The sequence below is a fragment of the Marinobacter sp. M1C genome (assembly GCF_023314135.1).
Lineage (GTDB): Bacteria > Pseudomonadota > Gammaproteobacteria > Pseudomonadales > Oleiphilaceae > Marinobacter.
In genome coordinates this window covers 1,253,376-1,275,205 of sequence record NZ_CP092289.1, presented here as the reverse complement: position 1 = coordinate 1,275,205, position 21,830 = coordinate 1,253,376, and the positions used below count along the sequence as shown (strand labels likewise).

Below are 21,830 nucleotides of genomic sequence, written 5' to 3'. Positions count from 1 at the left end.
AATTATGTAGGGTCCGTTTTCCAGTCGGCTAACCGGCTGCGTAGGCGCAAGGCAGCCTGGCTGTGAATCTGGCTGACCCGGCTTTCGCTGACGTCCAGCACAGCGCCGATTTCCCTCAGGTTCAATTCTTCCCGGTAATACAGGCTTAGCACCAGTTTTTCACGTTCTGGCAGGGTTTCAATAGCCGCCGCCAAACTGTTACGGAAGGCGGACTCTGACACCCCGTGTAACGGGTTATCATCCGTCTCTGATTGTTCTATCGGCGGCTCGCCGGATTCATTGAGCTCATCGAGACTAAAAAGCCGACCACTGTTAGAGTCGGCCAAGGAGCTGTGGTACTCCGGCAGCGTCATATCCAGCTCAGCAGCCACTTCGACATCGTGGGCTTCGCGGCCTTCTCGGCCCTCTACAGCTTTGATGGCCTTGGAAATGCGCCGGGAGTTTCTGTGCACCGAACGCGGCACCCAGTCGCCTTTGCGGATTTCGTCCACCATAGCGCCGCGAATACGAATACCCGCGTAAGTTTCAAAGGTAGCACCTTTGCCCGTTGAATAACGTTGCGACGCCTCAAGCAAGCCGATCATACCGGCCTGCATCAGGTCTTCAAGTTGCACGCTAGAGGGCAATCGCGCCAGCAGATGAAGGGCAATCTTCTTGACCAGGGACGCGTGCTCTTCAATCAGCCGGGAAGCGTCTGAAGCACCCGACCGTTGATAGACTCCAAGATCTTTCGCCAATGTCATAAATCCGCTTTTTGTACGGGATGTGTTTTAAACTTCGATGAGCCGCTCTATAAAGAATTCGAGGTGACCCCGCGGCGATGATGGCAGCGGCCAACTGTCCACTTTTTCAGCAAGGGCCCTGATGGCCAGCGAGGCTTTTGCTTGCGGGTAAGCTTCCAACACCGCTTGCTGGCGCCGCACCGCTTTTTTGACGGCCTCGTCAAAGGGCACCATGCCTACATATTGTAACGCTACATCCAGAAAACGCTCGGTAACCCGGGTCAGTTTTTCATACAAAAGCCGGCCTTCTTGTTCTGTGTGCACCTGATTGGCCAGAATCCGGAAGCGGCTGGTGTCGTAATCGCGGTTCATCAACTTGATCAGGGCGTAGGCATCGGTAATCGAAGTAGGCTCGTCGCACACCACCAGCAGCAGTTCCTGGGATGCCCGCAAAAAACTGACCACCGATTCGGAAATGCCGGCGGCGGTATCCACAATCAGCACGTCAATCTGGTCGGCAAGGTCACTGAAAGCGTGAATCAAACCGGCGTGCTCCATAGCACTGAGCTGGGTCATGCGCTGGGTGCCTGATGAGGCCGGCACAATCTTGATACCGCCGGGACCATCTACCAGCACGTCACGCAAGTCGCAGTCACCATTGAGTACGTCTTGCAGATTGCGCTTGGTTTTCAGGCCTAACAGCACATCGATATTGGCAAGCCCCAGGTCGGCGTCCAACAGCACCACCCGACGGCCTTTTTGCGCCAGAGCAATGCCCAGGTTGACCGACACATTACTTTTGCCAACACCACCTTTACCGCCCGTGACCGCAATTACCTGAACCGGATGTGCTCTACTCATACTGATGATGGCCTCTTGCCATGTTTAACCGGGAACGGATGTTACCGCTGCCCCAATGTTCCTTACTGCCCGACTGCCCGCTTGCTGTGATGCTTTTACAACCGGCGCTTTCAGGAACCGGTGGCAACAGCCTGCTTCTGCCGCAAATCCTTCATTCGTTCTACACCGAGTTGCACCAGCGCAAGCGCTTTCGCCGGGTGCAAGTCTTGGGGTATTTTCTGGCCGTCGGTGTACCATGCCATCGGCAGGCTGGTTTCCATAACAAATCCCAACGCTTCGCCCAGAGTCAGAGCCTCGTCGATCTTGGTAATCACACAGCCGGCAAGGTTTGCCATCTTATAGCAATGCCATACGGATTTCATAATACGCGGCTGACTGGTGGCAGACACCACCAAATGTGTACGGATTTTATGATGGCTGCGGGCCAGCTCGGCCAACTGCTCCTGATAACCCCGATCGGTGCTGGTCAGCCCGGCGGTATCGATCAATACCAGATGACGGTCAGACAACTCATCCAGAATTTCATCCAGCGGATGGCTTTCATCAACCACCCGTACCGGCACGTTAAGAATACGGCCAAACACAAACAATTGCTCGTGCGCTGCAACCCGATAACGATCGGTGGTAATCAACGCCAGGGAGTCAGCGCCGTGGCGAAGCACGTAGCGTGCCGCCAATTTGCCGATGGTGGTGGTTTTGCCCGCTCCGGTAGGTCCCACAAGGGCAAACACACCGCCTTCATCCAGCCATTCCTGGCGCGGGGTACGGACACCGTTAACCAGCATTTTCAGAGACTGCTTCCAGCCATCCTCCAGGCGCCCGGACTGGTGACGGCGAGCGAGATTGTCAGACAGTTCGCGGCTTAGGCCGAACTCACCCAGACGTTCTGCCAGGCGCTGCTGAAGAGCCGTAACATTGGCGCCAACACTGGCGTCTTTTAAGGCGGCAGGCGCGGCCTGACCGCTCATCAGCTCGCGCAGACTGCTTATTTCAGAACGCATGGCCGCCAGCTCCCCGGCATAACCCGCAGGCTGACCGCTTTGCGCTGCCGCGTTTTGGCTACGCCCGTCAGCGCCGGCCGGCAAGGTTATGCCGCCCTCTGCAAACGGATCTGTGCTGGTCATGTCGGCAAAGCCATTGACGGTCTCAGCAATGGAACCGTAACCGGCCTGGCTGTCGGCACGCTGATCGCGCACGCCGCGGATGCGATCACGGGAGCGGCCAAGCTCGTCTTCCAGGTGGCGCTGCTGGTCTGCCTGCAGCTCTGCCAGATGGGTGCCGCTCGTAGCTGCCACCGCTTTGTCACCTAAGCGTTGGCGCGCCATGTTTTCGTCGTAATCGAGGGCCGTCACAATTTCAATGCCGCCATCTACCCGGCGGTTGGAAAGTATCATCGCATCCGGCCCCATGTGTTCGCTGACCTGCTTCAGGGCTGCGGCCATTGTAGGTGCAAAAAAACGTTTTACTTTCATGCTTGCTCATCCTTTGCCGGGAACGCGGCTGGCGTTATCCGTGTGTCGTCTGCGCCGTTACTGGCCTACCGACGCTACGATGGTAATCTGTTTGTTATCCGGCACTTCCTGATAAGACAGGACGTGCAGGCGCTCTATACCGTAACTGGCGAACTTTGCCAGCACCGGCCTCAGCGGGCCGGACACCAGCAGAATCGCTGGTTTGCCGAGCACTTCCTGGCGCTGCACGCTGTCTTGCAGTGAGCGCTGGAGTTTTTCCACCATGTTCGGCTCTAGCACTAGCCCGATATCGTCCTGCGCGCCGGATTGTTGACTCTGCTGTACAGACTTAAGCAATAACTGTTCCAGATCTGGATCCAGGGTAATCACCGGTATTTCGGATTCGTTACCGACGATGCTTTGCACAATCATCCGCCGCAGGGCTTGGCGGGTTACCGTGGTCAAGGCTTTCGGGTCCTGACTGCGCGGATGCAGGTTCACTATGGATTCTGCGATAGAGCGCATGTCACGAATAGGTACTTCTTCTTTCAGCAGATTCTGCAGCACTCGCAGCAACACGCTGATGTTTACCGCTGAGGGCACCAGCTCTTCCGCCAGTTTCGGCGATACTTTTTCCAGTTGGTCCAGCCACTTCTGCACTTCTTCATGGCCCAGCAACTCGTACGCGTGGGTCTGCAGAATCTGATTCAGGTGAGTAGCCACTACGGTGCTGGCGTCTACCACGGTGTAGCCCAGACTTTGGGCCTGGTCTTTTTTCTCTGGTTCTATCCAGATGGCATCAAGGCCAAAAGCCGGATCCTTGCCCTCTAACCCTTCCACTTTGCCAAACACCTGACCGGGGTCGATGGCCAGTTCACGCTCCGGGTGAATCTCGGCTTCGGCAATGGTGACGCCCATCAGGGTGATGCGGTAGACGTTGGGCATTAAATCCAGGTTGTCGCGGATATGCACCGAAGGCATCAAAAAACCCAGATCCTGGGACAACTTTTTACGCACGCCTTTAATACGGCTAAGCAGCTGCCCGCCCTGGCTTTTATCCACCAACGGAATAAGCCGGTAACCTACTTCCAGGCCCACAATGTCCACGGTGGCGACGTCGTCCCAGCCCAGCTCGCGGTTCTCTGCCGGTGCCGGTAGAGACTGGCCACTGCTGTCGCCACTGACCAGTTCGCCCCCACTGGTACGACCAGCCGTTCCTGCACCGCCACGTGCCGGGAAGCTGTCACCTTCTTCTACAATTTGTTGATTCTTCTTCCAGGTAAACCAGGCCGCCGCCGCCGCCAGCGAACCCAGTCCCAGAAAAGCGACGTGAGGCATACCAGGAATCAGGCCCAACAAAATCAGAATACCGGCAGCAATGGCCAGAGCTTTGGGCACATCGAACATTTGCTGCAGAATCTGGCCGCCCATATCCTGGCTGGAGGTAGTACGGGTGACCATAATCGCCGCCGCCGTAGACAACAGCAGCGACGGGATTTGGGCCACAAGGCCGTCACCAATGGTCAACAATGCGTAGCGCTCCACCGCCAAGCTAAAATCCAGCCCGTGCTGGGCCATACCAATGGCAATCCCGCCAATAATGTTAATGGCCAGGATGAGCAGGCCCGCCACTGCGTCGCCTTTTACAAACTTCGAAGCACCGTCCATCGAACCATAGAAATCGGCTTCTTCGGCCACTTCCCTACGGCGGAATTTGGCGTCTTCCTGGTTAATCAAACCGGCGTTCAAGTCGGCGTCGATAGCCATTTGCTTGCCGGGCATAGCATCCAGGGTAAATCGGGCGCTCACCTCCGACACCCGGCCGGCGCCCTTGGTAACCACCAGAAAGTTGATGATCATCAGGATGGCAAACACCACTAGGCCAACCGCGTAATTACCGCCAATCAACACCGCACCGAAAGACTCAATGACTTTACCGGCCGCATCCCCGCCATTATGGCCTTCAAGCAGCACAATACGGGTAGATGCGACGTTCAGCGCCAGGCGCAGCAAGGTCGCCAGCAGCAAAACGGTGGGGAACGCAGCAAAATCCATCGGCCTCAGGGCGTACACGCACACCAGCAGGATCACGATGGACAGGGTTATATTGAAGGTAAAAAACACATCCAGCAAAAACGCCGGCACCGGCAGAATCATCATGCCCAGCAATCCCATCAGCATCAGCGGAACCCCGAGGTTCCCCTGCGCCAAGGATTTGACGTTATTAAAGACTAAAGCTCGGTCCATGCCGGATTTCTCTCTAACGATTGCCTAATTGGGCCTAAACCGATCTAAATTGATCTGATCTGGCCTGATTTCTGGCGCATTGGCGCGTTTGAACAGGTACACCGCAAAAACCGTACCAATCTTTACGAAATTCTCTACAACTTTCTGCTACCGGCGGCCTGACGAAAACCACCAGATACGGTATCCTTTCGCCATTTTGTGTCGTTGCCTTTATGAACGACCCTGCGCCCTCAATTATCACGACAAACAGGTAACCGCCATGCCCATCCACGAAGTGAAACACCCTCTGATACAGCACAAAATTGGCCTGATGCGCCGTGCCGATATCAGCACCAAGAATTTTCGTGAACTGGCGCAAGAACTGGGCACGCTGCTGACCTACGAGGCCACCAAAGACATGACCCTGAAAAAACAGCAGATTGACGGCTGGGCCGGGCCGGTCACCATTGAACAGATTCAGGGTAAAAAAGTGACCATCGTCCCGATTCTGCGCGCCGGCATTGGCATGTTGGACGGCGTGCTGGCGCTCTTGCCCGCTGCACGGGTAAGCGTGGTGGGCCAGATCCGCAACGAAGAAACCTTGGAAGCCACCACCTACATGGAAAAACTGGTGGGTGAACTGGACCAACGCATGGCGCTGATTATCGACCCTATGCTGGCCACCGGTGGCTCAATTATTTCCACGATTGATTTGCTGAAAAAAGCCGGCAGCACCGACATTCGCGCGCTGATTCTGGTGGCCGCCCCTGAAGGTGTGAAACGCGTTCTGGCTGCGCATCCGGATGTGTCTATCTACACCGCCTCCATCGACGACGGCCTGAATGAAAAAGGCTATATCCTGCCTGGCCTGGGTGACGCCGGCGACAAGATTTTCGGCACCAAGCAGAAGGACGTTTAAACATGTCCCAGCACGCTAACGAGCATGTTAACGACGCTAACAACCAGCCTGTCGACGAATCTTTTCATGAGCCTTTTCAAGAACCCATGTGGAAGCAAGCGTTAGCCGGCTCCCAAATGTTGCTGGTGGCCTTTGGCGCACTGGTGCTGATGCCACTGATTACCGGCATGGACCCGAATGTCGCGCTCTTCACTGCTGGCCTTGGCACCATTATTTTCCACATTGTGACCGGCGGCCAGATTCCGATTTTTCTGGCGTCGTCGTTCGCCTTTATTGCCCCGGTAATTGCCTCCAAAGGCAAATTCGGTATGGAAGAAACCATGGGCGGCCTCATGGCGGCGGGTATTTTGTACATCATTCTGAGCGCCCTGGTAAAAGTCCGCGGTACCGGCTTTATTACCCGCCTGCTTCCACCGGTGGTGATTGGCCCGGTGATTATGGTGATTGGCTTGGGGCTGGCACCGGTAGCAGTGCACATGGCGTCTGGCCGCACCGGTGACGGCAGCGTACAGCTTATTGCGGAAAACACCGCGCTGTGGATTGCGATGATTTCCCTAGTGTGTACCGTAGGCGCATCGGTGTGGGCAAAAGGTATTTTTCGCCTGATTCCAATCATGTTTGGCGTGCTGGTGGGCTATGGCCTGGCAGCCATAATGGGTTTGGTAGATACGACGCCGGTGCAACAAGCGCCCTGGCTGGCTATTCCCAACTTTACCGCGCCACAATTCAGCTGGGGAGCCATTCTTTTCATGATTCCGGTGGCGATTGCCCCGGCTATTGAACACATTGGCGACGTACTGGCCATCGGCAATGTTACCCGCAAGAACTACCTGGACAAACCAGGCCTGCACCGCACCCTGCTGGGCGACGGCCTGGCCACCAGCGCCGCATCACTGCTGGGTGGCCCGCCCAACACCACCTACTCGGAAGTGACTGGCGCCGTCATGCTGACCCGCAACTTCAACCCGAAAACCATGTGGTGGGCCGCGGTTATCGCCATTGTACTGGCCTTTGTGGGTAAATTCGGCGCGGTGCTGCAGACCATTCCGGTGCCGGTGATGGGCGGCATTCTATGCCTGCTGTTCGGCTCTATTGCGGTGGTGGGCATGAGCACGCTGATACGCCACCAGGTGGACCTGAACTTACCGCGCAACCTGGTGATTGTAGGTGTCACCCTGGTATTCGGCATTGGCGGCATGGTGCTGGGCCATCTGGCAGGCATCGCGCTTTGTGCGATCGTGGCCATCGCCCTGAACCTGATTCTGCCGGGCTCACGCGAGGCCTGGGGCAAAGCCATTTACGAAAAGAAAGACTGATCAGCACCCGGCCCCCGCCCTGGGGGTCGGCTAACTTAAGCGTCGCGGCATCAATTTAACGGCTCGACGAAGCCAGCTAACGCGATTTTGGATCACATTCAGCCTGCTATTCTCTACTGCAAATTTTGACAAAATGATTATTTATCTGATCTCGGTCAATTAGGATAACGCCAATTATATCGATTTGATTTCAATCAATTGTAATTTTGTCGTCTTATCTATGCTCAGTTTCCGATGGCCCACTCAATTATTTTGTGCTGTCAACACGCAGAAAAATGCTACTGAATCATGGAGCTAGTTATGGAAGGCAAAACTTCAAAAACATCAGCAATTAATGAACAGCGTCGTAACTTTCTCAGCGGCTCAATCAGTGCTGGCTTTCTGGGCGCAGGCATTGCGGCAGGGTTAGTGCCAGCATTGGCTCAGGCTGAAAGCGGCAAACAAGTGGACCGTATGGCTAGCTATACCGCTGATCAGCTGGAGCGAGTCAAGCAAGTACTAGTAGTCCCGCCTATGGTACCTGCACATGACCAGGTCGCCAAAGGCAAGCCTAAAGTCATTGAAATACGCCTCGATGTAGAAGAGAAACAAATAGATCTAGAAAACGGTGCTAAGTCATGGGTATGCGCCTTTAATGGCAGCGTGCCCGGGCCGTTAATTGTTTGCCACCAACACGACTATGTTGAATTAACCTTAGTTAACCCCAAAACCAACATGCTAGCCCATAACATAGACCTTCACGCGGCAACGGGTGCCTTGGGAGGCGGAGAGTTAACGCTTGTTGCTCCAGGTGAAGAAGTCACCTTCAGATTTAAGGCCACTAAAATAGGAACTTTTGTATATCACTGTGCACCAGGCGGAGTGATGATCCCCTGGCACGTAGTGATGGGTATGAATGGTGCCATCATGGTATTGCCACGTGAAGGCTTAAGCGATGGCGATGGTAACAACTTAACCTACGACAAGGCCTATTACATTGGCGAACAAGATTTCTATATTCCCAAGAATGAGCAAGGGCAATACAAGGCTTATGACACTGTTTTAGGCAGCATGAATGAAACCTTAGAAGTGATGAAAACCCTCACCCCATCCCATGTAGTCTTTAACGGCGCAGTTGGGGCCTTAACGGGTCAGAATTCCATGACAGCCAAGCTTGGTGAAACGGTGCTGTTTGTTCACTCTCAAGCTAACCGTGATACTCGCCCACATATTATTGGTGGTCACGGGGATTATGTTTGGAACACAGGTTCATTCAATGACAGACCCTCTCGAAATTTGGAGACTTGGCACATTGCCGGTGGCAGCGCTGGCGCAGCTTTATATACCTTCATGCAACCTGGGCTATATGTTTATGTAAATCACAATTTAATTGAAGCCATCATGAAAGGTGCTGCAGGCCATATCAAGGTTAACGGCGAATGGAATGATGATTTAATGACCCAGGTCAGCAAGCCTTTTCCCATCAGGTCTTAAAGACGTTTCTTAGCTGTTTAATGACCGAATGGCTCAAAGAAATTGCGCGAAGGTGTGGCTTAGAAATAGCATTTCTGAGCCACGAATTTGCGGCAACCTAGAGATGAAGGAAGATGCCATGCTCAGGGTAATAGGTATTTTGTTGCTGGCTATGGTTTACCAAACCGCCACAGCCCAACAAGCCGATGAAAACGCCAAGGATTATTTAATACACGCCAGCGTATACCAATGGTACGGCGAACTGGACAGCAATGAAGACTGGCGTCAAAACCATCCCCAGGTCACGCTCGATTTTGCAGAATACCCACAAAGCAGCTGGACACAAGGCGCGCACCAGATTCTAGATATAGCGCCGGTATCTGAAGATTCAGCCTCAAATAACCCACCTGCCGGCCATCAAGTACGCGTAACCTTAGAGTTCTACCCTGCTGCTGCGGACTCCGATCACGTAACCGGCCAGTATATGCAACAATTGATCACCTTCAGCCCTGATTACCAGCAAGTGTTCAAGGTAGAAACCGAAATGAATGAGCGCGATGATTTTGAATCTCGCTACATTGCCAGCGCCGATACAAATTTAATTCGCGCATTTCTTTATAACTGGACTCAAGGGCTGGATGAGCCTGACTCAGCATCGCTAACACAGTGGCTTGCGAGTGACGCCGAGGTGAACCTGGCTGAAACGCAGGTAGCGGGTTTAAGTGACTATCAGGCCCATATGCAGGCGCAAGGGTTAACCCAAAGCCGTCGAGTGATAAGAAATCTGAAAATAAGCCCGTTAGACGAACAGCAATACCAGGTTGAATTTGAATATCAATGGAGCGCGATCAACGGCGACGGTGAAACCGAGATCGCGGGTATTGGCGCCTCCCTGCGCTTAAGCGTCGTAGACGGCAAAGTATTAGTGCACGTTTATACGGAGCAATATCTTGCGCCAAAAACGGATCTAGGGGCAGAAGTTCGCTGCTAAGGCGCTCGGCCATCGCATTATCAGGAGTTAACTATGACAAACAATACACGCTTTATTCTGGGCAAAGGAATATCCGCGGCAATTCTGTGCTTGGTGATGATCTTTTTCAGCAACGCCGCTATGGCGCAGATGCCTGTTCTTAAAGGTATAGGCGGCGATTTTACGTTGAATAGTAGTAAAGGGGTTGAGGTCAGCCTGTCAGACTATCAAGACAAAGTGGTCATGTTATTTTTTGGCTATACCAATTGCCCTGACATTTGCCCCACAACGATTGCCCATATCAGTCAAATGGTCAAGCGGCTCACTCCAGAGCAGCGGGCAAGAGTACAAGTTCTTTTTATCAGCATAGACACGGACTACGACACGCCGGAACACCTGAACAAATACCTAAGTTACTTTGACCCGAGCTTCGTTGGCTTAGTGGATGAAAAAGAAAAAATTAATCACGTTGCACAGCTTTACCATGCTGAATACAGCAAGCTTGCCAATGAAAAAGTAACAACAGAATTTAAAAAACTTTCCGTAGATAGCGAAGAACAAGCGCAGGAAGGATACCTTTACTCCCACAGTGCAAAGATATTTATTATCGATACGAAAAGCCGGGTGCGAGGCTTCTTTTACGTGGGCACACCGATTGATGATATGAAAGACCAAGTAATAAGCTTGCTCTAATACTCGTCTCGTTAACTGCCGCATCAAAAAGACAATCAAAAAATAAAAGGATTAATCGATGAAAATGCTGCCGATCAACGCCATTGTGGTTGGCTCAAACAAGCAGGTTCAGCTGGCGCCTGCGTAAACCGCTGAAGGCAGCACGTTGCCGCTTACGCTGACGTTTGGCAGCAGTGAAACTATCAGCCTAGATGTCAAAGTAACGAGCCGGCCCTAAATGAAAGAAAACCGTTTGCCATCCGTGGCTTGTCGGGCTGACGCTAGGTCATTTGCGCGCCATCGACTCCAGCATCCGATTCACCGCATCCAGGTGCTCTGGCTCGTTATGGCACATGCCTTGGAAACAAGCGCAAAGATCCAGAAAGTCTTTTAGTTCCATCCGCTGCGCCATCTTCATCAAGCGCTTGGTCATCCGAGTTGCTTTAGGCGGCTGGCTGGCTATCCGCTCGGCTAACTTCATAGCCGTCGGCATCAGCTCATCAGCAGGCACCACGTCCAGAACAATTCCAAGCTCTTTGGCTTCATTCGCATCAACAATCCGGCCAGATAAGGTTAACTCGAAAGCCCGTTGGTAGCCGATCAGGCGTTGCATCAACCAGGCGCCGCCGTCTCCCGGAATAATTCCAAGGTTAAGGAAGGTTTCGCCAAATTTGGCTTTTTCTGATGCTATGCGGATATCCGCCATATTCGCCAGATCAAAACCGGCACCAATGGCCGGGCCATTCACCGCGGCGATAATCGGCACCTCGACAGCCTGCATGACCAACGGGATACGCTGAATGCCCTTACGATAGCGTTCGGCGCATTCCGCTGCATCACCGGCGAAATCGCCGCCGCGCTCCGCCATATCACGAACGTTACCGCCCGCACTAAAGGCTGAACCGGCACCGGTAATAACCAATACCGAGACATCGGCGCAGCCATTAACCCATTCGGCTGTGGTAACGATATCGTCGATCAAATGCGACCCAGTAAGGGCGTTCCGTAAGTCGTGACGGTTAAGCGTTAAGGTCGCAACACGGTTCTCAAGAGTAATTAATGCATCAACTAACTGTGGCAGATTGCTCATATTTGGCTGGCTCGTATTTAATTGGCTCATAACGGTGCTTCCTGGCGAACGATCACTCGGGCATCAACCACCGCGTAACCGTCGTTGTAGGCAATCACGGGGTTAAGATCCAGCTCAAGGATTTCCGAATGTGCATCAACGATACTGGAAACCTTCAACAGCAGCTCGACCAACGCATCTTTGCTCACCGCCGGTTCGCCACGGGCCCCTTCCAATATTTTGCGGGCTTTAATCTGGCCCACCATGGAACGGGCATCATCGCGGCTCAATGGAATGGCGCGAAACGCCACGTCCTCCAAGACTTCCACGAAAATACCGCCCAGACCGAACATCAACACCGGCCCGAACATTGGGTCACGGCTTACCCCGATAATAACCTCGGTGCCCTTACGGGCCATGGGCGCTAACAAAACACCTTCTATCTCGGCGTCGGGCTTGTAGAGCTTGCATGAGGCCAGAATTTCAGCGTGCCCACGGCGTAAATCGGCCTCGCCGCTGAGGTTAAGTTTGACTCCGCCGGCATCCGATTTATGCAGAATGTCTTTGGAGACAACTTTCATCGCTAATGACGTGTGACCAAACTCAGCCACCGCCTTTAAAAACTCGGCCTCGTTCCGGACAATCCACTCTTTCGGCACGTCCACCCCGTAAGCGCGCAGCAGTGACTTAGCCTCGAACTCAAACAAGTCCCGACCACTTTTCTGAGCCTGCTTAAACGTTGCAACAACGTCGGCATTGGGGCTAAGAGGATGCGCCCGCTCCGCCCGCTCGGTACGTGAAATATAGGCACCCCGTTCACTAAGCGCTTTCAACACCTGAACCGCGTGCTCAATCGAATTGTAAACAGGCACCCCCGCTTCACGCAGCCTTACCAGCGGCTCAGGCCGAACATGGCTGTAAAGACTGTAAACCACCAACGGCTTATCGGTCTGGCCAGACAACCCAGCGATCGCATCGGCCGTTTGAAGCTCTTCCGCCTTGAGTTCCTCTGCAAAGCGAATGCCGTAGCCACCAAACATGCCGACCAGGAACACCATGTCAACGTTCGTATCCTTAACCAGGATGCTCATGCAATCAGCCAGCAATGCCGGATTGGCGTCGGTGCTACCGGCAACATCAACCGGGTTGACCAACGATGCCTGCGGAAAAAGAATGTCCCGCAGCGCTGATCGGGTTGCATCAGACAGCTCAGCCAGCTCCAGCCCCGCTTCCGATAAGCGGTCAGAAGCGATGGTTGCCTGACCACCACCGTCAGCCAAAATTGCAACCCGGTTACCATTCGCCTGCTGCAAAAGACCCAAGCCTTCGGCAACCGGCAAAATCTCGTCAGACTGGCTGACCACGGTTACGCCCACCTGACGAAGCAGGTCAACCGTCATCGCATAGCTGCCGGCTAAGGCTCCCGTGTGTGATTTGGCGGCTTTCTGGCCGGCCTCGGTTGAGCCCGACTTATAAACCACCACAGGCTTGGTTTTCGCGATTTCTTTGGCAACGTTTAAAAACAAACGGCCGTCTTTGAAACCCTCCACGTAAAGGGTCGCCACACGCGTGTTCTCGTCTTCGCCCAAGTACTGGAGATAATCGGCAAAACCTAAATCAATCTGGTTGCCTGGCCCCACATAGGTACTGAAACCCACATGCCCGTTGCTTTGCGCTTCAAGCGCCAGCGCCAGCAGCATATTGCCCGACTGGGAGATAATACCGATGTCGCCTGGCTTGACGTTGTCGAGAGCCAGCAGGTTTACTTTTTTGTGGAGGTTGAACACCCCGGATGTGTTGGGGCCAACAATACGTACGTTGGCTTTTTGAGCGGCTTCTAATACCTCCTGCCCCAACTTGGCGCCGGCTTCGTCCACCTCGCCAAAACCGCTTGCCAGGATAATCACCCCTTTCGTTCCATTGCGGCCACATTGGCCCAGCAGGTCAGGGATGGTTTTCGCTGGCGTACAGATCAAAGCCAACGCCGCCGGGCCCGGCAGTGATTCCATCGACGGATAGGCTTTGTAACCCAAAATCGTATCGGCTTTCGGATTGATCGGGTAGATCGCGCCTTCATAGCCGTCGTTAACAAGTCCAACCATCGCCTTGTAACCGCGCTTGGTGGGGTCGGATGAGGCACCCAGAATCGCGATCGAATCGGGTGCCAGGAAATCGTGCAATGAACTTTTCATAATCAGCAGCCCTTGAAGACTGGTGAGCGTTTTTGAGCGAAGGCATCAACACCTTCCTGCCAGTCCTGGGTTGTCGTGCACATGAACACGCCGTCTAACTCGTGCTGAAGCTGCGCATCTAGATCTGCGTGCGAGGCATTGTTCAATAGCTTCTTGACCAATGACATGGAGATTGGCGCCTTGGTGGCCAGCTGTTTGATAAACGCTTCTGCCTCATCAAGCAATGCCTCATCGGCTACAGAACGAGTCGCCAAGCCGATACGCTCAGCCTCGGGGCCGTCAATTTTAACGCCGGTGAAGATCAGCTCACGAGCTTTCGCTAACCCAACCAAACGCGGCAGAAAACTGGTCACACCGCCGCCGACACAGGTGCCAATGCTGACTTCGGGAAAGCCGATTTTTGCCGTCTCGCCCATAAATATAAAATCACAGGAGCAGGCCATTTCGGCCCCCGCACCTAATGCATAACCGTTAATGGCCGCAACCACCGGCTTACTCAGTCGAAACATCGCTTCGCAAGCGTCATTAGCCAATTGCAGATACTGCCGACGCTGATACTGGCTGCGCTCGCCGGAACCGTGCTCTTTCATATCGGCGCCAACACAAAAGGCGCGCCCCTCACCGGTTAATAAAACGGCTCTGACCTCAGGGTCGGTTTCTGCCTGGTTCAACGCCGCCAATAAGTCTTTGTAAAACTGCTCAACAACGGCGTTTAAACGATGGGGACGATTGAAGCGAATCTCGGCATAGCCGTCTTTGATGGTATAAATCAGGGTTTCAAATGACACAATAAATTTCCTCTATCTCATCAGGTGTCGCGTCGCAAGTCCGACGGTATCGGGAAGTTTGGCATGGTGGGTTTGTCGGCGTGGCCTTTGCGGAACTGGCGCAGCTGGAATACATAGGCCAGCACCTGGGCGATGGCCATGTACAGGCCGTCTGGTATTTCCTGACCAATATCACTGTTGTGATACACCGCCCGCGCCAACGGTGGTGTGCGCAGAATTTCTACCTTGTTTTCGCGGGCAATTTCCATAATTTTGAAGGCCAGTTCGTCACCGCCTTTGGCCACCACCATAGGCGCGGCCATGCTGTTCTGGTCGTACTTCAGCGCCACCGCGTAGTGGGTCGGGTTGGTGATGACCACGTCAGCGGTGGGCACGTCCTGCATCATCCGTCGCTGCGACATCTCTCGCTGCAGCTGGCGGATACGGCCTTTCACCTCGGGCTTGCCTTCGCTGTCTTTGTGTTCGTCTTTTACTTCCTGCATGGTCATTTTGAGCTTTTTCTGGTGATCGTAAATCTGGAAGGGCACATCGATCACAGCAATAATGATGGTCGCACAGGACAACAAAAAAAAGCTCCAACCCAGGGTCCAGAGTACATGCTCCATAGCCGGAACCGTCGGTTCTGCGGAGATGCTCAGCAAGTCCACCGTTCGCACTTGCAGAATGAGAATAGCGATGGTGAGTACCAGACCCACTTTGGCGATGGCTTTAAACAGCTCGATCAGCGAGCGTGCAGAGAACATGCGACCAATGCCCTTTATAGGGTTCATACGACTAAGCTTGGGCGCAATGGATTTGCCGCTGAACAGTAGGCCACCGATGCCGATGGAACCCGCTATAGCCGCCACAAGCAGCACGGCCAGAATGGGCGACAACGCCCAAGCCGCGGCTTTGGCGGACGCAATTAACTGCACGCTCATGTGGCGCATATCAAAAATAGCGCTGCGCTCGATGGTAAAGGCGTCACGCATAATACCTTCCAGAACGGCACCAAGATGGGTGCCAAAAATCAGTAGGCCGCCGGCACCGGCCAATAATACCGACATGGTTGCCAGTTCTTTGGAGCGCGCAGTCTCGCCATCCTCCTTAGCCTTTTCCAGCCTTCGGGGGGTGGCCTCTTCGGTTTTCTCCTGACTGTTGTCGTCGTCGGCCATTATCAAAATACCCTGGTGTTGGTGCTTTTATGACTACTGCTGCAACTCGCGCATGAAATCAAACGTCTGCCGAGTGTAAACATCGAAATGCGGTAGAAAATTGGCGTGCAACACCCAGATAGCAAACAATCCAAAAATCAGGCCAATGGGGAAGCCAAGGGCAAAAATATTCATCTGCGGCGCGGCGCGGGTCATCACCCCAAAAGAAATACTGACAATCAACACCGCCGTTACCGCCGGCAGCGCCATCAGCATCGCCGATACAAACATCCAGCTGATACGGTGCGCCAATTGCCACACCCCGGCCTGCCCCAGGCCTTCAAGGCCAATAGGCAAGGTGCGAAAACTCTCGATAAACACTTCAAACGCCACCAAGTGGCCATTCATTGCCAGAAACAACAAAGTGATGGTGATGGTGTAGATTTGCGCCAGCACCGCCACGTTCACGCCGTTGGCGGGGTCCACCATAGACGCAAAGCCCAGGCCCATTTGCATGGCAATCATTTGGCCGGCAATCACGAACAGCTGCCACAGAGCGGTTAGCGCGAAGCCCAACCCCACACCAATCAATATCTGCTGCAGGGTAATTACCACTGCATCGGCGCTTAAGGCTTCTACCTGGGGCACCGGGGGAATTATCGGCACCACGATAATGGTCATCAACAGGGCGAGACCCAGACGCGCGCGCGCGGGCACCAACTGGGTACCAAAAATGGGAATCACCATCAGAAAGCTGGCAATGCGGAACAGTGGCCATAAATGCTGGCCAACCCACTGGCCTATCAGATCGGCACCGAGTTCGGTAGGCAGCATGGGTCAGCCGATCAAAAAGGGAATGCGGGAGAAGAGCGCATTAGCGTGGTCCAGCAGCTGTGTCAGCATCCACGGTCCCATCACAATAATAACGATCAGGGTAATCAGCAAGCGCGGCAGAAAGCTCAGGGTTTGTTCGTTGATTTGGGTGGCAGCCTGAAAGGTACTCACCACTAAACCAATCACCAGGCCCGGGGTAATGATCACTGTGGCCAGCAGCACAATCATCCACAGCGCTTCGCGCAGAATATCGATGACGGTTTCCGGGGTCATAGGTGGTCTCCATTTAGCTCTTCATGGCATTCGGCGCCGCGCACACTAAAGGCCATAACTGGCCGCCAGGGTGCCCATTATCAACGCCCAACCGTCTACCAGCACAAACAGCATGATTTTAAACGGTAGCGAGATAATAATCGGCGACAGCATCATCATACCCATGGCCATCAGCACGCTGGCCACCACCATGTCGATGATCAAAAAAGGTATGAACAGTATAAAACCGATCTGAAACGCAGTTTTCAGCTCACTGGTGACAAACGCCGGTAGTAGCACCCAGAATGTGACGTCTTCGGGGCCGGCAAACTGCTCGTCAGCCATGCGCATGAACAGGCCCAGGTCGCTCTCGCGGGTTTGTGCCAGCATGAACTTTTTGAACGGCTCCGACGCGGCTTCCACGGCTTCCAGCGAGGTCATTTCTTCCTGCAGGTAGGGTTGCAACCCTACCTGGTTGGCTTCTTCCAGCACCGGTTTCATAATGAATATGGTCATAAACAACGCCAGCCCCAGCAAAATTTGATTGGACGGCGCCGATTGCAGGCCCAGGGCCTGGCGCAATATGGAAAATACGATAATGATGCGGGTGAACGACGTCATCATCATCAACATCGCCGGCAAAAACGTCAGCGCCGTCATCAGCGCCAGAATCTGCAGGGTCACCGAATATTCCTGCTGGCCCTCGCCGGCACCGGGTTCTACGGTGAACGCGGGTATGCCGGGCAGGTCTGCCTGAGCCAGCGGCGCCCAGACCATGGCAGCGATGACGGTCAGTAACGGCAATAGCGCCTTTAGCAGGCGCACAGGTTCAAATCTTGCGGTCATCGGTCGATCTGCCAGAACTGTCGGCCGCCGCATTCGGGGCCTGGGTTTTATTCATCAGGGAGTGGAGTTTGCGGGCAAATTCACCGCTGGGCGCGCTGCTGCCTACACTCACGACTGGCTCATCAAACACGTGCAGAGTGCGAATGGTGCTGGGAGTAATACCCAGCAGCAACTGCTGGCCAGCCACATCCACCACCGCAATGCGTTCGCGGGCGCCCAGGGCCATCACCGATACCACTTTAATGGCGCTGTTGTTCATGCCGGTCATGCCGGTCATGCGGCGGATCAGCCAGGCACAGCCATAGATAATCGCAATCACCGCCAGCAAGCCCAAACCCAGGCTCACCAGTGTAGATAGGGTATCCGGAGTGCGCGTCGCCCCACTTAGTTGTGTTTGCGCTTGCGACGCAGCGGGCTCTGCCATGGCCGGAAATGCCGCCATCAACCAGAATATAGGGACTGCCTGCAAGAGCTTTAACGTCATACTATTTCTGCAAGCGCTTAATGCGCTCGCCCGGGCTCATGACGTCAGTCAGGCGAATGCCAAATTTATCGTTAACCATCACGACCTCGCCGTGGGCAATCAAGGTGCCATTCACCAGCACGTCCAGCGGCTCGCCGGCCAGACGGTCAAGCTCGATCACCGAACCCTGATTCAGCTGTAGTAAATTGCGGATGGGAATCATGGTATTGCCGACTTCCATCGAGATGGTCACCGGTATGTCCATGATCACGTCGAGATCTGGCGAGCCTTTTGAGGTGTTAACGCTGTCTGAACCAAACTCTTCCATGGGCGCTGCACGCACGTTGTTTTTTTTGTCGCTTTCTTTATCATTATTCCCGGCGCCAGCCGCCTCGGCCATCGCCGCGTCCCAGTCGTCTTCGGTGCTGTCAGGCTCTACACCGGAATCTGCACCAGACTCACCCATCGCGGCTTCCCACTCCGCTGCCAGCTTTTCGTCTTCGCTTATATTTTGGTCGTCTGTTTTATCGTCGTCAGCCATTAGGTGCGCCCTACCTTCAGTTGTTTCTTGACCTTGGGCAACGTCGCCCGTCCGTGAATTCTCAATGCCAATTTATCATCGCGGGTGCCCAACGTTGCGGTGTATATCGGAATACCGTTAGCGGTGACGGTTAAATGATCTGCCATTTCAATGGGTATAATGTCACCGGCTTTAAACTTGGCCACTTCGCGCAGTGAAATGTGACGCCGGCAAATTGTAGAGTTCACCGCCACACTCACCGCCTTGATGTCTTCCTGAAGCGCGCTTACCCAACGTTCGTCGGTGTCGTCGATGTCGCTTTGCACGCCAGCGTCTAACACATCGCGAATGGGCTCAATCATCGAGTATGGCAGCGCAAAGTGCAGCTCGCCGCCACCGCCGTCCAGTTCTATATGAAAGGTGCTCACCACGACCACTTCGCTGGGGCTGACAATATTGGCCATAGACGGGTTCACTTCCGAGCTCAGATACTCGAAATTCACTTTTAACACCGTCTGCCAGGCTTCCTGCATGTCGTGGAACACCTGATTCAGCATCATCTGCACAATGCGGTTTTCGGTAGGGGTGAATTCGCGGCCCTCAATTTTGGCGTGACGGCCCTGGCCACCGAAGAAGTTGTCCACCAGTTTAAAGACCAGTTTTGCATCCAGCACAAACAAAGACGTGCCGCGCAGCGGACGGATTTTGCACAGGTTCAAACTGGTTGGCACATAAAGGGTGTGCACGTACTCGCCGAACTTCATGATCTGAACGCCGCTGGTTGACACATCGGCGGTGCGCCGCAGCATATTGAATAGGCTGATGCGGGTGTACCGGGCAAAACGCTCGTTAATCATTTCCAGTGTTGGCATGCGCCCGCGGACGATCCGGTCCTGGCTGGCCAAATCGTATTTTTTTACGCCGTCTTTGTCGGTGTCGTCGTAGGCGTCGATGTCAACGTCGTCTACTCCATGAAGGAGCGCATCGATTTCGTCCTGAGACAGCAAGTCCTGCATAGTCAATTCCGCCGTGAAGATTCCAGCCGCATGGCGGCTATATCAAACGTCCACCTTACTGAACCACAAAATTACTGAACAACAAAGTTGCTGAACAACACCTGGCGAATAGCGGCTACGTTCTCGTTGGCCAATAGCTCATTGACCTTGTCAGTCATCGCCTGTGCCAGCTCCTGGCGGCCTTCCGAAGCGCGCAAGCTGTCAAAGCTGCGATTTCCCATTAGCTGAATCAGCTGGCTGCGCAGCAATGGCAAATGCACTTTGGCGGCATCAAGCACCGCCTGGCTTTCCGCTTCCAGTGACACATACACCTGGGCGTAACGCTGGCGGCCTTCAGCTTGCACGGTGGCCAGCAAGGGGTTTTCCAGCTCCAGATAAACGCTGGGTAGATATTCCGGTTCTTTGGCCTGTTCTTCAACGGTTTCGTCACCGCCCATGCCGGGCAGGCTGCCATTCATAAACCAGAGCGCACCGGCAACAGCCAAACCAATAGCCAACAAAATCAAAAAGCCCAGCAACACAAAGAGCTTGAGTTTGCTTTTTTTCGCTACGGGTTCATCAGCGCTGGTGTTCTCTGCCATAAGTAATCGATCCTGTGAAGCCCAAATAAGCCGTTGCGCGCAGTTTACCGTTCAGCTCAGCCTTGGGCAAAACAGTTTGCCTAGGCAAACACGTCAACCTCACCACGCCAGCTCAAATCCAGCTGCCCGCCTGCTAAAATAACATCCTGACCACCCAGTTCAGACGCCAGGCCATCGCCACCGCGGCGGCCTTGGCCACCGTTACTGCCGGCCTCCGCATTGCCTTGTTCACCGGATTGCTGGCGGGGCTGGTCAGACACATCAAATCGCTCCAGCGAAACGCCCTGCTCACTCAGCATGTCACGCAAACGGTGGGAATGCTGCTCTAACTGATCGCGTACCATCGGGTTGGCCGCGTGCACCGTTATGCTGGCCTGATCGTTGTGCATACGCACCTTTACTTCCATCGGGCCCAGGTCTGCCGGGGACAGATGAATTTCAGCCATCGACATGTTGCGTGCGGTAAGCCAAGTGAGTTTACCCATTACTTTGTCGCCCCAATCGGCCTGGCCCACCGGCACGTCTACAGACGTTGTGTAACCGCGCAGAGCCAGCGCGGGATCGGTCTGCACCCGGGCGGCACTGTTGGGCTGCTGCAACAGACTGTCGGCGCTGCCTTGCAGACGGCTGTCGGCCACCAAATTGGCGCCGTCTACCGGGCGCAGGCTTTCCCCGTTGCGCAATGTGTCGGTGAGGGCCAGGCCCGCAGCTTGGCTGGCACTCAAGCCGGTCGCTGCACCCTCTGTGCCGGCCTCTATAACGCCAGGCGCCGCCAGCGGATTCAGTGATTGCCCTGGAATGCCTGCGGCCGGCATGGCGCCGGCACTGGCCAAGGCAACGCCGGCGGCGCTATTCATAACCACCGCGCTGCCAGCGGCACCGGGGGCCGGCGCCACCGGTGCCAGCATGGCCTGCAATTCCATAAAGGTGAGTGCCACCGGTTCCGGGTCGGGCAGGTCTTCGGTGTCGGTATTTTCGGCAGCGTTGTTCTGCGGGTTGGTTATAGCCCCGGGCTCGATGTTGTCGCTGCGGGGTTCATTGACCTTGCCAACGTCATCCGCTTCGGCTTGGCGGCTACGGTCAGCATCGGCAGGTTTTTTGGCGGTATCCGCTGCCCGGGGGGCAGCAGCGTTTTTATCCGCTGCATTGGCTTTCTGGGCGTCGGCTTTTGAGTCTTTCGCAACCGCTTGCTGAGCGGCAGACCGGTTTTTAGCCTGATCCTGACGTACCAGGGTTTGCGTGTGTTCACGGGACACGTCTTGATAACGGCTGTTGCCGCCGTTGCCACTGTCGGCGTAACCGCCGTCACGACTTTTTGCCGAGCGACTGGCCGCCTGTTCGCTGATTGCGCTGGCAGAGCCTTGGGGGAGAAGCATTTGGGACATGGCAACCTCTTGCCGCGTGTGGCCGCGTAGTAGTTTGAAAGTAGCTTAAAAGTAGTTTGAAAGTAGCTTGAAAGTAGCTTGAAAGTAATCCAAAAACCGGAAAACGGCGTTCAATGGCCGTTATTCCGCATAAGTAACAAAGCTAAAAGAGGTGTAGCAAGA

21 protein-coding genes are annotated in these 21,830 nt (G+C 54.4%); 5 read left to right on the top strand and 16 right to left on the bottom strand.

From position 1 onward, the window contains the following. Nucleotides 1–2: 2 nt before the first annotated feature. The 4 genes from MIH19_RS06215 to flhA form a co-directional block, all read right to left on the bottom strand. Nucleotides 3–743: an RNA polymerase sigma factor FliA gene (locus MIH19_RS06215; protein WP_249008037.1), complete on the bottom strand. Its 741-nt coding sequence runs from the start codon at nucleotides 741–743 to the stop codon at nucleotides 3–5. A gap of 27 nt (nucleotides 744–770) precedes the next feature. Further along, nucleotides 771–1,583 carry a MinD/ParA family protein gene (locus tag MIH19_RS06210; RefSeq protein ID WP_249008036.1) on the bottom strand — a complete coding sequence of 271 codons (813 nt, stop codon included), beginning with the start codon at nucleotides 1,581–1,583 and terminating at the stop codon, nucleotides 771–773. A gap of 110 nt (nucleotides 1,584–1,693) precedes the next feature. Beyond that, on the bottom strand, nucleotides 1,694–3,055 hold the full coding sequence (gene flhF, locus MIH19_RS06205) for a flagellar biosynthesis protein FlhF (RefSeq protein ID WP_249008035.1): 1,362 nt from the start codon (nucleotides 3,053–3,055) through the stop codon (nucleotides 1,694–1,696). Between the two features lie 57 nt (nucleotides 3,056–3,112). Next, nucleotides 3,113–5,281: a flagellar biosynthesis protein FlhA gene (flhA, locus tag MIH19_RS06200; protein WP_249008034.1), complete on the bottom strand. Its 2,169-nt coding sequence runs from the start codon at nucleotides 5,279–5,281 to the stop codon at nucleotides 3,113–3,115. 259 nt (nucleotides 5,282–5,540) lie between these two features. Between flhA and upp the strand changes: the two genes are divergently transcribed. The 5 genes from upp (at nucleotide 5,541) to MIH19_RS06175 (ending at nucleotide 10,610) form a co-directional block, all read left to right on the top strand. Beyond that, nucleotides 5,541–6,179 carry a uracil phosphoribosyltransferase gene (upp, locus tag MIH19_RS06195; RefSeq protein WP_249008033.1) on the top strand — a complete coding sequence of 213 codons (639 nt, stop codon included), beginning with the start codon at nucleotides 5,541–5,543 and terminating at the stop codon, nucleotides 6,177–6,179. Nucleotides 6,180–6,181: 2 nt separating this feature from the next. Next, nucleotides 6,182–7,495, top strand: coding sequence for a uracil-xanthine permease family protein (locus MIH19_RS06190; RefSeq protein WP_249008032.1), 1,314 nt, complete (start codon nucleotides 6,182–6,184; stop codon nucleotides 7,493–7,495). 300 nt (nucleotides 7,496–7,795) lie between these two features. Beyond that, complete coding sequence (gene nirK / locus MIH19_RS06185) at nucleotides 7,796–8,968, top strand: copper-containing nitrite reductase (protein ID WP_249008031.1); 1,173 nt, start codon at nucleotides 7,796–7,798, stop codon at nucleotides 8,966–8,968. A gap of 118 nt (nucleotides 8,969–9,086) precedes the next feature. Beyond that, nucleotides 9,087–9,938: a hypothetical protein gene (locus MIH19_RS06180; RefSeq protein WP_249008030.1), complete on the top strand. Its 852-nt coding sequence runs from the start codon at nucleotides 9,087–9,089 to the stop codon at nucleotides 9,936–9,938. A 33-nt stretch (nucleotides 9,939–9,971) separates the two neighbouring features. Then, nucleotides 9,972–10,610, top strand: a complete 639-nt coding sequence (locus MIH19_RS06175; RefSeq protein ID WP_249008029.1) for an SCO family protein — start codon at nucleotides 9,972–9,974, stop codon at nucleotides 10,608–10,610. A 265-nt stretch (nucleotides 10,611–10,875) separates the two neighbouring features. On the opposite strand, the gene MIH19_RS06170 is transcribed toward MIH19_RS06175, so the two are convergent. The 12 genes from MIH19_RS06170 to MIH19_RS06115 form a co-directional block, all read right to left on the bottom strand. Further along, nucleotides 10,876–11,679 (bottom strand): enoyl-CoA hydratase-related protein, encoded by an 804-nt coding sequence (locus tag MIH19_RS06170; protein WP_249008956.1) that lies wholly within the window; start codon nucleotides 11,677–11,679, stop codon nucleotides 10,876–10,878. Between the two features lie 26 nt (nucleotides 11,680–11,705). After that, the gene (locus MIH19_RS06165) at nucleotides 11,706–13,850 is read right to left on the bottom strand and encodes an acetate--CoA ligase (protein WP_249008028.1); all 2,145 of its coding nucleotides are present in this window, start codon (nucleotides 13,848–13,850) and stop codon (nucleotides 11,706–11,708) included. A 2-nt stretch (nucleotides 13,851–13,852) separates the two neighbouring features. Further along, entirely contained in the window at nucleotides 13,853–14,638 is a 786-nt protein-coding gene (locus tag MIH19_RS06160) for an enoyl-CoA hydratase/isomerase family protein (RefSeq protein WP_249008027.1), read from the bottom strand. 20 nt (nucleotides 14,639–14,658) lie between these two features. Continuing rightward, nucleotides 14,659–15,792 (bottom strand): flagellar biosynthesis protein FlhB, encoded by a 1,134-nt coding sequence (gene flhB, locus MIH19_RS06155; RefSeq protein ID WP_249008026.1) that lies wholly within the window; start codon nucleotides 15,790–15,792, stop codon nucleotides 14,659–14,661. Between the two features lie 33 nt (nucleotides 15,793–15,825). After that, a complete protein-coding gene (gene fliR, locus MIH19_RS06150) occupies nucleotides 15,826–16,605 on the bottom strand; it encodes a flagellar biosynthetic protein FliR (RefSeq protein ID WP_249008025.1) in 780 nt (259 codons plus the stop codon). A gap of 3 nt (nucleotides 16,606–16,608) precedes the next feature. Further along, nucleotides 16,609–16,878: a flagellar biosynthesis protein FliQ gene (gene fliQ, locus MIH19_RS06145; RefSeq protein WP_249008024.1), complete on the bottom strand. Its 270-nt coding sequence runs from the start codon at nucleotides 16,876–16,878 to the stop codon at nucleotides 16,609–16,611. Between the two features lie 45 nt (nucleotides 16,879–16,923). Further along, nucleotides 16,924–17,703, bottom strand: coding sequence for a flagellar type III secretion system pore protein FliP (fliP, locus tag MIH19_RS06140; RefSeq protein ID WP_249008023.1), 780 nt, complete (start codon nucleotides 17,701–17,703; stop codon nucleotides 16,924–16,926). Further along, nucleotides 17,687–18,127 carry a flagellar biosynthetic protein FliO gene (gene fliO / locus MIH19_RS06135; RefSeq protein ID WP_249008955.1) on the bottom strand — a complete coding sequence of 147 codons (441 nt, stop codon included), beginning with the start codon at nucleotides 18,125–18,127 and terminating at the stop codon, nucleotides 17,687–17,689. Before fliO ends, fliP begins: the two co-directional genes overlap by 17 nt. 61 nt (nucleotides 18,128–18,188) lie before the next feature. Further along, nucleotides 18,189–18,707 (bottom strand): flagellar motor switch protein FliN, encoded by a 519-nt coding sequence (fliN, locus tag MIH19_RS06130; protein ID WP_249008022.1) that lies wholly within the window; start codon nucleotides 18,705–18,707, stop codon nucleotides 18,189–18,191. Further along, nucleotides 18,707–19,702 carry a flagellar motor switch protein FliM gene (gene fliM / locus MIH19_RS06125; RefSeq protein WP_249008021.1) on the bottom strand — a complete coding sequence of 332 codons (996 nt, stop codon included), beginning with the start codon at nucleotides 19,700–19,702 and terminating at the stop codon, nucleotides 18,707–18,709. Before fliM ends, fliN begins: the two co-directional genes overlap by 1 nt. 71 nt (nucleotides 19,703–19,773) lie before the next feature. Further along, a complete protein-coding gene (locus MIH19_RS06120) occupies nucleotides 19,774–20,283 on the bottom strand; it encodes a flagellar basal body-associated FliL family protein (protein WP_249008020.1) in 510 nt (169 codons plus the stop codon). Between the two features lie 80 nt (nucleotides 20,284–20,363). After that, on the bottom strand, nucleotides 20,364–21,668 hold the full coding sequence (locus MIH19_RS06115) for a flagellar hook-length control protein FliK (protein WP_249008019.1): 1,305 nt from the start codon (nucleotides 21,666–21,668) through the stop codon (nucleotides 20,364–20,366). Nucleotides 21,669–21,830 lie beyond the last annotated feature (162 nt).